14 protein-coding genes are annotated in these 13,715 nt (G+C 63.9%); 1 reads left to right on the top strand and 13 read right to left on the bottom strand.

The window, feature by feature from the left end; genetic code table 11:
• Positions 1–5: 5 nt before the first annotated feature.
• From AWC19_RS16510 to AWC19_RS16490, 5 genes are all read right to left on the bottom strand, one after another.
• Positions 6–797: a coniferyl-alcohol dehydrogenase gene (locus AWC19_RS16510; protein WP_085079130.1), complete on the bottom strand. Its 792-nt coding sequence runs from the start codon at positions 795–797 to the stop codon at positions 6–8.
• Positions 798–804: 7 nt separating this feature from the next.
• Positions 805–2,070, bottom strand: a complete 1,266-nt coding sequence (locus tag AWC19_RS16505) for a cytochrome P450 (RefSeq protein ID WP_085079129.1) — start codon at positions 2,068–2,070, stop codon at positions 805–807.
• Positions 2,067–3,605: an acyl-CoA synthetase gene (locus AWC19_RS16500; protein ID WP_085079128.1), complete on the bottom strand. Its 1,539-nt coding sequence runs from the start codon at positions 3,603–3,605 to the stop codon at positions 2,067–2,069. The genes AWC19_RS16505 and AWC19_RS16500 overlap by 4 nt, the downstream gene beginning before the upstream one ends.
• A 4-nt stretch (positions 3,606–3,609) precedes the next feature.
• Positions 3,610–4,014, bottom strand: coding sequence for an SCP2 sterol-binding domain-containing protein (locus tag AWC19_RS16495; RefSeq protein WP_085079127.1), 405 nt, complete (start codon positions 4,012–4,014; stop codon positions 3,610–3,612).
• A 239-nt stretch (positions 4,015–4,253) separates the two neighbouring features.
• Positions 4,254–5,117 carry an SDR family oxidoreductase gene (locus AWC19_RS16490; protein WP_085079126.1) on the bottom strand — a complete coding sequence of 288 codons (864 nt, stop codon included), beginning with the start codon at positions 5,115–5,117 and terminating at the stop codon, positions 4,254–4,256.
• Positions 5,118–5,301: 184 nt separating this feature from the next.
• Here AWC19_RS16490 and AWC19_RS16485 point away from each other — a divergent pair, with 184 nt between their 5' ends.
• Entirely contained in the window at positions 5,302–5,865 is a 564-nt protein-coding gene (locus AWC19_RS16485) for a TetR/AcrR family transcriptional regulator (protein WP_085079125.1), read from the top strand.
• Between the two features lie 389 nt (positions 5,866–6,254).
• On the opposite strand, the gene AWC19_RS16480 is transcribed toward AWC19_RS16485, so the two are convergent.
• The 8 genes from AWC19_RS16480 to AWC19_RS16445 form a co-directional block, all read right to left on the bottom strand.
• The gene (locus AWC19_RS16480) at positions 6,255–7,463 is read right to left on the bottom strand and encodes an acetyl-CoA C-acetyltransferase (RefSeq protein WP_085079124.1); all 1,209 of its coding nucleotides are present in this window, start codon (positions 7,461–7,463) and stop codon (positions 6,255–6,257) included.
• Entirely contained in the window at positions 7,460–7,714 is a 255-nt protein-coding gene (locus AWC19_RS16475; protein ID WP_085079123.1) for a hypothetical protein, read from the bottom strand. Before AWC19_RS16475 ends, AWC19_RS16480 begins: the two co-directional genes overlap by 4 nt.
• A 6-nt stretch (positions 7,715–7,720) precedes the next feature.
• Positions 7,721–8,251, bottom strand: coding sequence for an aromatic-ring-hydroxylating dioxygenase subunit beta (locus AWC19_RS16470; RefSeq protein WP_085079122.1), 531 nt, complete (start codon positions 8,249–8,251; stop codon positions 7,721–7,723).
• Entirely contained in the window at positions 8,248–9,438 is a 1,191-nt protein-coding gene (locus tag AWC19_RS16465) for an aromatic ring-hydroxylating oxygenase subunit alpha (RefSeq protein WP_211284940.1), read from the bottom strand. Before AWC19_RS16465 ends, AWC19_RS16470 begins: the two co-directional genes overlap by 4 nt.
• Positions 9,439–9,515: 77 nt before the next feature.
• On the bottom strand, positions 9,516–11,165 hold the full coding sequence (locus tag AWC19_RS16460; RefSeq protein ID WP_085079120.1) for a class I adenylate-forming enzyme family protein: 1,650 nt from the start codon (positions 11,163–11,165) through the stop codon (positions 9,516–9,518).
• On the bottom strand, positions 11,162–11,947 hold the full coding sequence (locus AWC19_RS16455; RefSeq protein ID WP_085079119.1) for an enoyl-CoA hydratase/isomerase family protein: 786 nt from the start codon (positions 11,945–11,947) through the stop codon (positions 11,162–11,164). The genes AWC19_RS16460 and AWC19_RS16455 overlap by 4 nt, the downstream gene beginning before the upstream one ends.
• Positions 11,944–12,747, bottom strand: coding sequence for an enoyl-CoA hydratase/isomerase family protein (locus AWC19_RS16450; protein WP_085079118.1), 804 nt, complete (start codon positions 12,745–12,747; stop codon positions 11,944–11,946). Before AWC19_RS16450 ends, AWC19_RS16455 begins: the two co-directional genes overlap by 4 nt.
• Positions 12,747–13,514, bottom strand: a complete 768-nt coding sequence (locus tag AWC19_RS16445) for an enoyl-CoA hydratase/isomerase family protein (RefSeq protein WP_085079117.1) — start codon at positions 13,512–13,514, stop codon at positions 12,747–12,749. The genes AWC19_RS16450 and AWC19_RS16445 overlap by 1 nt, the downstream gene beginning before the upstream one ends.
• Positions 13,515–13,715 lie beyond the last annotated feature (201 nt).

The following is a 13,715-nucleotide window of genomic DNA, read 5'->3' as shown; positions in this document are numbered from 1 at the left end:
GGCACTCAGATTTCGGGGGGCGGCACTACGCCACTCGCCACCGCACCGCTGATGCCGCCGTCGACTGCGAGCGCCTGGCCGTTGACCCAGCGGGCATCGTCAGAGGCCAAAAACAGCACCACACTGGCGATATCGTCCGGATCGGCGTGCCGCCCCAGCAAATTCTTCAATCCATCGAGGGTGTCTTTGCCCATCGACTCCTCGAAGTCAACCAGAATCGGCGTCTCGACCGGTCCGGGCAGTACCGCGTTGATACGAAAACCCATCTCGGCCAGAGCCAAACCCATCGACATCGCGTAAACGGTGCTCACTTCTTTCGAAAAGTTGTAAGCATTGCCCTGCTGCGGATTGGCCTTGAACCAGGCCGCACCCTCCTCGAAGGTATTGGTCGCGAGCAGATCCCGGATCGCGTCGAGCCGCTGCGGCCAACCGAAACCGGCGGTCGACGACACGATGGTGACCGAACCGCCCGGCTTCAAGCGCTCGAAGAACAACTCCGTCAAGTGGCGCACCGCGAGACTGTTGACGGCCAGCACCAAGTCGGCCGGCGCGGTGCCGGGAATCCCGGCAATGTTTAGCAGGCCGTCGAACTCGCCGTCGACTTGTTCCACGGCCGTGTCGATGCTGTTCGGGTTCGCCAGGTCGACCTCGATGTGTTGGGTCACCTTCGCAGTCGGCGGATTGCGGTCCAGACAATAGACCTCCGCGCCGGCGGCCAGCAACCGCTCGGCGACCGCGTGGCCGATGCCTGATGCCGCGCCGGTGACGACGTATCGCTTGCCCGAAAAATCAGCCATGGTTCTCCTAGTCGAGGGTGTAAGGCAGCGATTTCACTGCCGTGATGAAGTTTCCGGTCAGATACTCGGGCTCGCCGACCCGTAGCTTTGGCGCTCTGAAGATCAGTTCGCGGAAGATCGATTCGAGCTGCATCTTCGCCATGAATGCACCCATGCAGAAGTGCGGGCCACCGCCACCGAACGCGACATGCGGGTTGGGCGATCGCGTGATGTCGAACTCGTACGGATTAATAAAAACTCGCTCGTCACGGTTGGCCGAGGAGTAGACCATCGTGACCCAATCGCCCTCGCGGATCTGTCGGCCATGCAGTTCGGTGTCCCGGGTTGCGGTGCGCCGGAACGTCATCACGGGCGTCGTCCAGCGGACGAATTCTTCGACGGCAACCTTGATGTGACCGTCGAAGTCTTTTTCCAACAATGCTTTTTGGTCCGGAAACTGTTGCAGCGCAATAGTGGTGAAGGCCGTGGTGGTGCGGGTCGTGTCGTTGCCAGCCACGGATAGCAGGACGAAGTAGGGCCCCAGTTCGTCGTCGGTGAGGCGCCGCCCATCGACCTCGGCCTGGACCAACGAGGTCATCAGGTCGTTCTGCGGATGCGCACGTCGCGCCTCGGCCAGACCAATTCCGATGTTGAGCAGCCCCACAAGGGAATCGCTCAGAACTTGTGCGGGTTCGCGACCGGCGGCGACGTCTGGGTCGGCCCAAGCCACCATGCCCTCGGCCAGGTGGGCCGCCTCGTCGCGCTGCTCCTCCGGAAGGCCGAGCATCTCGTAAATGGTCCACATCGGCAGGCGTTTGGCCACCTGCTGGACGAAGTCACCCTCCGTTGTCTTGATCAGATCGTCAACGATCGACTTCGCCTGGTGCTCGATCTGGTCCTTGATCTTGGCGACTTGTCGCGGGGTGAAGACCGAACTGACGAGCCTGCGCAGGCTCGAGTGCTTCGCGCCGTCCATGCCGAGGAAGGACTGGGTGGCGTCCAGCATCTCTTCGGGAACGGCTTCGAATGTGATGCCTTGTCCGGAACAGAAAATCTCCGGGTTCTTGCTGACGTAGCAGACGTCCTCGTGGCGGGTCACGACCCAGACACCGTCGATCTCGGGCTCCATCATGGAACCCTCGGGTGGGCGGTGCCAGCTGACGGGACGTTCATCGCGCAGAACCTTGAATGCCTTCTCGCGATCATCGAAGCTTTGCGCCCAGAAATCCAGCTTGGAGATGTCGACCGGGTCGAAGGGCGGACGTTCGATCTTCTGAGTTGCCTCGGCGGTCATGCGCTTGCCTCCGTGTAACGGGCTTTGATGCTTCTCTTGACGAGCTTTCCGGTGGCTGTCCGGGGCAGTTCGTCAACGAAGTCGACGGTGCGCGGGGCTTTGTAGTGTGCGATGCGGTCCCGGACGTATGTGATGATCTCGTCAGCCAGTTCAGCGGACGGTGTTGTGCCGCTGCGCAATTGGATTACCGCTTTGACCTGTTCACCCATCTCCGGATCGGGCACGCCGATCACCGCGACATCGAAAACCTTCGGGTGCAGCGCCAGCACATTCTCGACTTCCTGCGGGTAGATATTGACCCCACCGGAGATGATCACGAACGCCTTGCGATCGGTCAGGAACAGGTAGCCATCCTCGTCGACATAACCGATGTCGCCGACCGTACACCAGTTCGGATGCGCTGGATGCCGTGCGGCAGCGGTCTTTTCGGGATCATTGTGATATTCGAACGGCACGTCATCGCGTTCGAAGTAAACGGTGCCGACGACCCCGGCGGGCAGCTCATTGCCGTCGTCGTCACAGATGCGCAGGACGCCAAGCGCGGCTTTGCCAACCGATCCACGCTTCTTCTGCCACTCAACGGTGTTGATCACCGTGGTGCCGTGCTGCTCCGTCGCACCGTAGTATTCGACCAGGATCGGGCCCCACCAGCCGATCATTGCGTCCTTGACGTCGGGCGGGCAGGGGGCGGCGGCATGCACAGCCATTCGCAGCGAAGAGACATCGTAGGCGTTGCGCACCGTGTCAGGCAGTTGGAGCATCCGGACGAACATCGTCGGGACCACTTGGGTGACCGTCACACGATACTTCTGGATAGCCGCCAGCGCTTTCTCTGCGTCGAAGCGCTCCATCAGAACCACCGTGCCGCCCAGCGCCTGAACACCGGCGCACCACTTCAGCGGTGCGGTGTGGTAAATCGGCGCAGGAGAAAGGTATACGTCGTCGCTGGAGATTTTGAACGCGTGTGCCAACAATCCGACAAGAGGGTCTCCCGGCTCGTCGACCTCGATCGGCAACAGATGCGGCTTGATGCCCTTCGGTCGTCCTGTGGTTCCGGAGGAATACAGCATCTCCGCCCCGCGCGGCTGATGGGTCAGTCGTGGTTGCGCTCCGGCCAGCAACTCGTCATACGACAGATAACCGGCGATATCCCCGCCGAAGGAATACCAGTGCCGCACGTCAGGAGCCAGGCCGCGCACTCGCTCTGCCAGCTCCCGCACCCCGAAGGAGGCTATGACTACTTCAGCCCCGCTGTCCCGCAGAATATATGCCGCTTCGTCGGCAGCCAGGTGCCAATTCACCGCTGTGATGTACAGGCCGGAACGTAATGCAGCCCAGTAGATCTCGAATGCCTCGGCGGCGTTGTCCGAAAGCATGGCGATGACGTTGCCTTTGCGCAGGCCCATTGCATGCAATGCCGACGCCAGCCGAGCCGATTTGTCGTCGAGTTCGCCGTAGGTCAGGGCCCGGCCCGACTCGGCCATGACCACGGCCGGCCGATCGGGCACAGACGCCGCGTGGGTGCCCGGAAACATGCGATCAGACGAGCAGGTCGTCGCGACCGTCGTTCTTGAGTCGCTCGATATAGCTCGGATACAGCTTCTTGCCCAGCGGGGCCAGTTTGAGCAGGCTTGCCACGTTGCCTTCGACCTTGATCTTTTTCTTGGCCATCGCGAGCGGAAGGTTGACCTTGCCCTGCCAGTAACCGTTGCCGGTGTCGGCCGTCATGGACATCGTCGCCGTCGGCGCCGGTCCGCCCTCCAGCCCTTCGCGCACCGACTTATTCGCCATGTCGATGACGACGACAGCCTCAGGATCGGTGAATTCGAACGCCACCACGAGTCCGGTACCGACGAGCTTGGGACCGATCTCTTCATCGTCGAAGGCCGTTTCGAAGATACCACCGATGTACTTCCTGACCTCGGCCGAATCCTTAAACCCCATCGTTCTCCTAATTTATATTCTTTTAAATTTCGTAGCGAGTCGGCCGCGAAGGCGCCGATCGATCCAAGGAGCTGCCACCTATGACCCCCGTCACAGAGACGCTACCATGAGTCGACTTATGGTCAAGGGGCCCGAGGCGTGGGGGAAGTGATGCACGCCCTGTACCGCGCGCCCGGGCGACCGCGTCGTCGGCGCCTTACCGATATGAGCCGCTCGTTGAGCTTGGATCGTGGGCGTTGCTATCCCACCGGATTGGTGCCGAGCTTCGCGTCCGACATGTCGCTGATTTCTGCCCAACGCTCGGTGATCTCTCCCAGACTCGGCGGTGTGTTGAACGTGACACCGTTGTTCTGGAACTGGGCCACCCGCTGCACCAGCCCACCACCGACGACGAACACCGAGCCGGACTCCTGGTTCTCTTCGGAGAGCAGGTAACCGACGGCCGGCGCGACGTGCTCCGGGTCCAGCTTGTCCAGGACCTCCTGCGGCGCGATATCCGCAGTCATACGGGTGGCCGCCATCGGGGCAACCGCATTCGCCGTAATCCCGCACTTGGCACCTTCGATCGCCAGGGTGTTGACCAGGCCGACCAATCCCAGCTTGGCGGCCCCGTAGTTGGCCTGGCCGAAATTGCCGTAGATCCCGCTGGTCGACGTCGCCATCACGAGGCGCCCGAACTTTTGCTCACGCAAGTGGGGCCACACCGCGCGAGTCACGTAATAGCCGCCGTAGAGATGGACCTTGATGACGGCATCCCAGTTCTCGTCGGCCATCTTGTGGAACGCACCGTCACGCAGAATGCCCGCGTTGTTTACCACACCATGCACGGCTCCAAAGTGCTCGAGCGCGGTGGCCACAATCGCCTCGGCGCCTTCCCGAGTGGCCACGCTGGAGTAGTCGGCCACTGCGTGGCCGCCGTCATCGCGGATTTCAGCGACGACCGCGTCTGCCATGCTGGTACCCGATCCGGAGCCGTCTCGGGCTCCGCCGAGGTCGTTGACGACAACGAGGGCGCCGTTGGCGGCAAGAAACTTCGCATAGGACCGACCCAGCCCCCCTCCGGCTCCGGTGACGATCACGACCTTGTCTTGCAGTCCGGGCACTTCTATTCCTTCACTGTCGTCATTGCGCGGCCAACTGAGTTTAAGCGATTTTAAAATCCTGGGGTGTGCCGCTTGGACCTGTGACCTCCGAGCCTGACGCGTCAGGGGCCACGGATCGGGCGAGATATCGGTGTTTGTGACGGGAGGACGTCCCGCTCGGCTGTCACCAACTAGAGTCCCGGGCATGGTGAGCGGCGTGTCCCGCGTGGCGTACTTGGAAACGGGCCTCGACGTGCTCTCCGACCGCGGTTATGGCGGGCTCAAGTTGGCCGAGGTGTGCAACCGGCTCGGCGTCACCACCGGTTCCTTCTATCACTACTTCGACAACTGGCGCACGTACACGAAAGAATTGGTCGAGCACTGGCGGCAGGCCAACACCGTAAGGCTGGTGGAATGGATCCGGACAGAACCCGATCCCCGCCGACGCATCGACAGAATCATCGATATCGGTTTGAACTTGCCGCACCGCGCTGAAGCGGCGATCCGCGCGTGGAGCAGCGCGGACTCCGATGTGCACACGGTTCAGGTTGAGGTCGACAACGAGCGACACCAGATCCTGCGCGAGTCCGCGCTGGAGATCTTGCGGGACGATCGGCAGGCGCAGCTATTTGCCGACTGGGCCGTGTACCTGCTCGTCGGCTACGAGCAGGCGACGCTGCCACCCGACAAGGCCGCCTTGGAGTGGATCGTCGGTCAGCTGCTCGATACCCTGGATGCGGGCCGGTTCGCCTCCGCCCCCCGCGACTGAATTCGCATTCTGCCCGGTAACGCCCCGGGAACGTCGTTCACCAGCGGCGCCGCGCCGGCATTCGGCGACCCAGTTCAAAGCTCCGAGGACCAGCAGTCTGTCGTTTGCTCAGCATCTCGGGGAGCTGACCCGAATTCCGGATGGAGGCGGTGCAGTGGTCGGAGAACTGCAGCTCGTTCCGGAGATGTGTCTCAACAGCGGTCCCCGATCCGGTCCATCGGAGACGTGTCGGCGGGCAGCGCGTCCAGCGTCTGTTGCGGTCGCCGACGCATGTCGCTGACTCCGCGGTACATGGACTCGGCGGCGTCGAGTATCCGCGTGCGAGTCCGTTCGAACTCGCTGTCATCGTTCGCAGTGTTTGCCTTGGCAACAAATGGCACCTGGGATATTTAGGTGGCTCCGCGGAAAATTGCGGCCACGCCCTGCCCGCCTCCGACGCACATTGTCTCCAGCGCCAGGCCTCCGCCGCGGCGGCGTAGCTCATGCAGCATCGTGACCAGGATCCGCACACCGGTCGCTCCGATGGGATGGCCCAAGGAGATGCCGGAACCGTTGACATTGAGCCTGTCCTCGACGTCATCCAGCTTGACGCCCCAACCCGCAAGCACCGCGAGCACCTGCACCGCAAACGCCTCGTTGATCTCAATCAGATCCATGTCGTCGAGCGCCAAGCTCGTTCGGCCCAATAGCTTCTCGACCGCACCGACAGGTCCGATCCCCATCCGCGAAGGCTCGCAACCGACCGCCGCCCAGCCTTCCAGGTAACCTAGCGGCTCCATGTCGAGATCGTCGAGCCGATCCTCGGCCACCACTAGGCACGCGGCAGCCGCGTCATTCTGCTGACTCGAGTTGCCCGCGGTGACGGTGCCGTCGTTCATCAGCGGGCGCAGCCGACGCAGCGTTTCAGGGGTGGTGTCAGGACGGATGCCTTCATCCCGATCGAACTGCACGGCTTCGCCTTTGCGCTGCGGCACCAGCACGGGAACGATCTCGTCGTCGAATCGCCCCGCGCGCTGTGCCGCCGCGGCACGCTGGTGGCTGCGAGCGGCGAAACTGTCGGCGGCCTCGCGGTCGATCCCGTACTCGGAGGCCAGGTTTTCGGCCGTCTCGATCATGCCGCTGATCCGCCCGAATCGCCAGACCGGCTGTGACAGTTCGCGACCCCGGTCGAGCCGGTCGTACAGCATCTGGTTGCCGGAGCGCGAGCCCCACCGCGCGGTCGTGGTGTAGTGCTCGATATTGCTCATCGATTCGACACCGCCTGCCAGCACGACGTCGGCCGCTCCCGTCTGCACCATCATTGCTGCGGTGACGACGGCTTGCAGGCCGCCGCCGCAGCGCCGATCGATCTGCGATCCGGGGACGCTGATCGGAAGGCCCGCGTGCAGGGCAGCCCAGCGTCCGATGCACGGTGCCTCGGAGTTGGCGTAAGACTGGGCGAGTACGACGTCTTCGATGGCTGTCGGGTCCACGGCACTGCGGTCGACGACCGCCGCGATCACCGTGGCGGCGAGGTCTTCGGCCCGCAGCGGCCGCAGACTTCCGCCGAAGGTCCCGACGGCGGTTCGAACCGGGCTGACTATGGCAGCGCGCCTCATGTATCGCCCCGCCAGCGTCCGGCGGAGGGATCGAGCAGAGCGGTCAGCCGCTCGTCGGAAAGCCAGATGATCGTCTCCAGTTCCAGCGCGTCAAGGTAGCGGACACGACCGGAGCGAAGATCTTCCAACCTAAGCCGTGCGGAATTGCCGGAAGTGTCGAAATTGACTGAGACTTGGGCGAATTCATTGCGGATGACCGGGCCCACCTTAGGCAAGTGCACGGAATCGCCGCCACCGAATTCAATGGTCATCGCACGTCAGATGAGAAAGCCCAGAGTCGGGATGGGCTGGTCATTGTTCACGAGCACGACCTTCTTGTACGCCAGACGCAAGTCGCCGTCCTGGCGTCGGAGACGGTAGGTGGCCCGACCGGCCCACAGGTTGTTGCCGCGCGCGCGAGACTCCAGCACGATGAAGTTCGCCGCTACCTCCAGGTCGACCCCACCACTGGAATTGGCTCGGCCACCCAAAAATTCGATGTTAGACAGCACTCGCCTGAGGTTTGACGGTGGCGCCTGCGCGTAGCGCTTGCCGGTGCGGAACTGCTTCAGCCTGGTGGCAATGCGGCTGCGGTTGTCATAAATCACCGACATCGTGCGCGATGGGTCGTCGGTCGTGCCCACGGGAACCCAGTACAGGGCGTCTTCGGTCCACAACGCCTCCCAGGCGTCGTAGTCGGATTCGTCGGCATACCGGGCTTCGCGGTAGAGGAACTGCTGCACCTCGCCACTGTCGAAGCCGTCGGGCACTGGGCCCAGAGTGGCCGGGCTGTCAACCGTGCTGGTCACGATTCGGCCTCCATCAGCGTCTTGTAACGCGACCAGAAACTCCGCATGCCTGTTTCATCGGTGGCTCCACCGACGGTGAAACCGTTCTCATCGACGCGTTCGCGATTCAGCCCGCGCCGGATGTCCAGCCATTCCGGCGTCAGGCACTCTAGCCCGAGCTGGTTGCGTTCGTACATCTCGGTGTCGTCGGCCAATAGCATTCCGGCGGGTCCCACCGAGCCCATGCACTGCGACACCATGCGTTGGTTGAGCTCTGGCGCACCTGCCATCTGGATTGCCGTGGAGTACTGGATGCACTCGCCGACGGCGACCGGCTGGATGTTGAAGACTTGGATTTCGGCGATAAACAAGTTTGGGAAGATCATCACGTGCGGGGCGCCTTCGATCATGATTTTCTCGGCGTCCTCGCCGTAGCGCTTGCGCATCGCCGCGACATACTCGGGCACCCGCGCCTCGGTGGTACCGAACCACCGCATCGGCTCGGCAAACTTCCGGAATTCCGGGCGCAGGTCGTTTTCGCTATGACCCTGGCCCAAGTCTCGCGTGACCGCCGTGGAAGTGTCGCTGTAGAGGGCACCGATCGGGCTTCCTGTGACGCCGAAGATCGAGCCGTGCACAAACTGGGGGTGGTAACCATCGGTTTCGTTCTCCACCAGAAGCTTCCAGTTCGCCCGGGTCTGGTGCTGCAGCCATCCCGCGGTGAGCTGCACCTTTCCTTCCGGTGACAGTCGGACCAGCCGGTCGATCTCGCCCGCCGCCGCCCCGAGGTGATCGACCAGTCCGGGGCCGTCCGCGGCGAAGCTGGCGAACACGAACCCTTGGTAGGTATCCACCCGGGGAACCCGCCCCAGATTGAGTTCCAACTTTCGCTGGCCGTAGCCCTTGAAGAACGGGAATCCGACGAGTTCGCCGGTGTTGCGGAACGTCCAGCCGTGGTATGGACAGCGAAATGTGGACGAGTTGCCCTGGCCCTCATCGCAGATCTGATTGCCGCGGTGCGCGCAACGGTTGAGCAGCAGGTGCAGCTCACCGTCACGATCGCGAGTCAAGATCACGTCTTGCAACCCGAGCCGCTTGCGCACATAGTCGTTGGGCTGAGGTACTTCGCTTTCGTGGCCGATGAAAACCCAAGTGCGGTACCAAATTCTGCGCAGTTCTTCGACGAAGATGGCCGGGTCGGTGTACATGGACCCGTGCACCTTGTCTCGTCTGATCAGGTGGTCATAGCCGCTGCGCGTGGTGGCGGCCGGCTCGATGAGCGAGGTCACTGGCGGGACTCCTCTCGAAATAATTCGCGCACGCTGCCCTGCGCGATCAGTTCGCGAATCGCGAACCTTCGTACTTTCCCGGTCGGCGTCTTGGGCAATTCGTCGGCGGCGAACCAGCGCTGCGGAACCTTGTGCGGCGTCAAGTGTTTGCGGGCGTGGGCGCGCAATTGGTCGACCGTATCGGGAACGAGGGGACGATGCGCCACCACCACCACTGCCACGATCTCGCCCAGCCGATCGTCGGGGAGGCCGACGGCGCAGGCTTCGGCGACGACCTCATGCTCGGCCACGCACGCCTCCACCTCGGCGGGAGCGATGTTCTCGCCGCCGCGGATGATCAGCTCTTTGAGCCGACCCGTAAGGGTCAGGTAGCCGCGTTCGTCCATCACACCAAGGTCTCCAGTGTGCACGAACCCGTCACCATCCACGGTGGCCGCGGTGGCGGCGGGGTCGTGGAGGTAGCCGATCATCTGCTGATAGCCGCGGGCGCAGATCTCCCCCGGCTGGCCCACGGGCACGACCGTGCCAGTGGCCGGGTCCACAACTTTGCAGTCAACCTGGGGGAGCGGCCGGCCCACGGTGCCCAATCGGTCGGCGCGGTTGTCGCCGGGCCGGGTAACGGTCAGCACCGGCGACAGTTCGGTCTGGCCGAACACTTTGAGCACGTTCGCCCCGAACGTGGACTCGGCGGCCTCGATGAGCTCGGCGGAAACCGTGGACGCGCCACCCAGACAGATCGACAGTCGCGGCGCCGGGTCCGCGGAATCGCGCTGCGCCGCAACGAGAGCCGACAGCATTGTAGGAACGAAGAACAGCACCGTGACGTGTTCACGGTGCATTGCGGTGAGCACAGCAGTGGGCTCGAACCGCTCTACCAACACCTCGGTGCCGCCGATCCACAGCGGGCCAAGGGTGCACGTCACGCAGCCGCCGGTGTGGAACATCGGCAAGGGGTTCATGGTGACCGCACCCGCCGGGATGCCGGCAGCCTCCATGGTCAATCTGGCGACGTTGACCAGCGAACGGTGGCGTAGCAGCACCCCTTTGGGTGTGCCGGTGGTTCCCGAGGTGTACTGCAGCATCACCGGTTGCTCGGAGTCCGACGGCGCTCCGCGGATGACCGCGGCGTCGATGGCTTCGCTCCGCCACTCTGCACGGGTAGACAGGCTGATGGTGCGCACACCGAGGGAGCGCGTATCGACTTCGCTGACTACGGCTGCCGTGTCGTAGTTACGGCTACGGTCCGCGTGGATCAGCACCCTGGGCCGGCAATGCTGCAGGGCGTATTCCAGCTCGGCACGACGAAGCGCCGGGTTCAATGCGACGAGGATGACACCGGCGAGTGCCGCGCCGTACTGAATGATCGGCCACTCCACCACGTTCGGCGCCCAGAGCGCCACGTAGTCGCCCGGCTCGGCCAGACGTGCCAGTGCGGTGGCTACCCGGCAGGCTTCCTCGAAAAGCTCGCGGTAGGTCAAACGCAGCTGCGACCCGTCATCGTGGGCAAGGCCCACCAGGGCTGTGACGTCGCCGTGCGTGCGAGCCCGATCTGCCAGCAACGCACCGACGGTGCGCTCGTCCAGCCTGACGCTCGTATCGGCGCTCAGATACGACCGATCGCGGCGCGCATGCAGTTTCGCGGTCATGTGGGGACTGCCCCGAACCGCGGGCGTCGCTTCTCGCGGAAGGCCGCGATTCCCTCTGCGAAATCGTCACTGTCGAACAGTTGAGCCTGGTGTTTCGCCTCGACGTCGAGGAGTTCGAGTGGATTGAGCGCGGGACCGGCGGCCAACAGTGACTTGATGACCCCATAAGCCCGCGTGGGACCGGCGGCCAGCCTCTCGGCGTCGGTCAGCGCGGCGGTTAACGCCGAACCGGGCTCGGCGAGAGCGTCGACGAGTCCTATCTCAAAAGCCCTCGACGCGTCGATGGGAGCAGGCATCATCAACATCTGGCGCGCACGAGCGATTCCTACCCGCGCCGGCAGGGAGGCGAACGTGCCCATGTCGCCCGCCAACCCGACGTTGGTGAATGTCGTCGCGAAGCGTGCGTCGCGCGCGGCAACGACGCGATCACACGCGGCGGCGAGTGCGGCACCCGCACCGTAGGCGCTACCCTCCACCGCGGCGAGAACGGGCTTGCCGGCTCCCCAGATCGCCCGGATCACCCTCTGCGCCAATTGTGTCCGCTCCATCGCCCGCTCGGGCGACATTCGCTCCATTGAGGTGATGTCACCGCCCGAGCAGAACGCTCGGCCGGCGCCGGTGAGTATGATCGCCCTGATCGAGTCGTCCGCGCCGGCGCATTCGATCGCGCCGGCAAGCTCGAGCCGGACCGGAATGTCTATCGCGTTGCGCTTCTCGGGTCGGTTGAGCGTGACGATTCGCACCGCTCCACGGTCCTCGACCAGCACGGAGGCGGTGGTCATTGCCCCGTAAACATCGGGGGTCGGCGTTCGATGACGGCCCTCAGGCCCTCAAGTGCATCGGCGGTTCCGGATAACTCGGATACGGTTCGCGCCTCTTCGGCCAATCGCTGTTCTACCGAGGCCCCCAACCCGCTCCAGACCAACCGCTTGGTAGCCGACAACGCCCGAGGTGGCATCGCAGCCAGTTCGGCCGCCACTTGCTCTGCGCGGCCGGACAGTTCGGCGTCATCGACAACCTCGGTGACCAGTCCGATCTGCAGCGCCTCCGCGGCGCTCAGCGTCGGGTTGGTCAACAGGATCCGCAGCGCCTGACGCAGGCCGACCAGCTGGGTCAGCGTGACCGACGAGCCGCCGTCGGGTGCCATACCGACCCGAACCGCCCCCGAGAAGAATTTCGCCGTCCGTGCCGCGACGACGATATCGGATGCGCACACCAATCCCAGTCCGCCGCCGCCCGCGGCGAAGCCCTGAACCGCCGCCACCACCGGCGCGCGGAGCTGTATCAACGCGGCGGTGGCCAACTGCAACCACGCGGTGGCCTCGCGCAGATACTCCGGAAGGTCCGCTCCCTTTGACTCGAAGGTATGGATGTCGCCGCCTGCGCAGAAGTTTCGGCCTTCGCCGGTCAGGAGCACGACCCGAACGGCCGGATCCGCATGACATGCCAGTGCCGCCTCATGCAGCGACTTGAGGAATTCGACGTTCATCCCGTTGGATGCCTCGGGGCGGTTCAAGCGCAGCCGGCCGACGCCGTCCGCGACGTCGAGCGCGACAGGTGCGCCGGTCCCTGCAATACTCATCAATCGGCTCCTCGCTGCCGAAAGGCGGTCACACCATTCTGACCGGCGCGACCGCAGATATGTTCGACTACGCAATCGATTTCGTCTGCTAACCCGATGGGCAGCGATGCCTCGAGGCTGGTATACACCAGCCGCTTGATGGAAATCACGGCCTGCCGGTTCCGGCTGGCCAGATCGGTGGCGAACCGGTGGATGGCGGCTTCGAACTCGGTCGCCGGAAAACTTCGATAGGCCAGTCCGCGACGTACCGCGTCGGCGCCGGACATCCGGTCGCCGGATAACAGTAGCCCCAGCGCCTCTTGGCGACCAACCAGACGGCTCAACCGCTGGGTGCTGCCCCCGCCCGGGATCATCCCAAATCTGATGTGGTTGTCGGCAATCTTGGCGTCATCGCTGACCAGCACGATGTCGCTGGCCTGCATGAGCTCGAATCCGCCGGCCGCTGCGACGCCCTGGACTGCGGCAACTACCGGGACCTCGACGCGGGCAATGGCGTCGCAGGCGCGGCGGAACGAAACAAATAGAGGGCGCAGCGCGTCGGGACCGTTTGCCCGCAATAGCTCAACTTCGTTGAAATCGCCTCCCGCACAGAAGTTTCCCCCTGCGCCCCGGATGACGACGACGTTCACCCCGGGATCACCGCCCAGCTCGAGGATTGCCCGTTCCAGTTCACCACCGAGCGCGACCGTCAGGGCGTTCATCTGCTCGGGCCGATTGAGCGTGATCGTCCCGATGCCATCGGCGACGTGGCGCAGCACGAGCGTCATCCGATTCGCCCCCGCCTCGGAGGATTGGGCCGATCATGTATCTCGGCGAGTCCGATATCCCGACCTACGCCGGCGCCGAGGGTGACGCGCTGGTCACGCAGCGACTCACCCATCAGCCAGCCCTCTCTCCAACCTGCGGTCATTGTTTCTAATCCACGTTAAACTAGCATAGCGGCGGTAACAACAACCGCCCACGACCGG

This window comes from Mycobacterium palustre, from assembly GCF_002101785.1.
GTDB classification, from domain to species: domain Bacteria; phylum Actinomycetota; class Actinomycetes; order Mycobacteriales; family Mycobacteriaceae; genus Mycobacterium; species Mycobacterium palustre.
Note: the sequence above shows the minus strand (reverse complement) of the source record. Positions and strands in the feature narration are given on the sequence as shown.